General features: G+C 51.7%; 1 protein-coding gene. It reads right to left on the bottom strand.

Translation table 11 applies throughout. From position 1 onward, the window contains the following. Nucleotides 1-26: 26 nt before the first annotated feature. Nucleotides 27-375, bottom strand: a 349-nt coding sequence (locus MN204_RS20335; RefSeq protein WP_249872892.1) for a hypothetical protein, incomplete at its 5' end; no start/stop codon positions are given.

Below are 375 nucleotides of genomic sequence, written 5' to 3' on the forward strand. Positions count from 1 at the left end.
AGGCTCTGTCAACAGGATGTTGTCTCTTATTCAGCAATGTCAGTCTTTCCAGCATCACGGCTCTTGACCCTCAGCTTGTTAACCTGGGACTCAGCAATGTCAGCGCGCTCCTGAGCTTCTTCCATCTCATGCTGAACCTTCCTGAGTCTGGACATGTGAGTGTTGGCCTGCTCCTCAGCCTCCTCAGCCTGTCTCTTGTAAGCCTTAACTTTGAGCTGCAGCTTGTCCACCAGATCCTGAAGTCTGACCACATTCTTCTTGTCCTCCTCAGTCTGGTAGGTCAGCTCCTTCACTCTCCTCTCATATTTGCGGACTCCTTTAACAGCATCAGCTCCACGTCTCTGCTCAGCGTCAACTTCAGCTTCCAGCTCACGC

The sequence above is a fragment of the Oceanobacillus saliphilus genome (assembly GCF_023522835.1).
GTDB classification, from domain to species: Bacteria; Bacillota; Bacilli; order Bacillales; family Amphibacillaceae; genus Oceanobacillus; species Oceanobacillus saliphilus.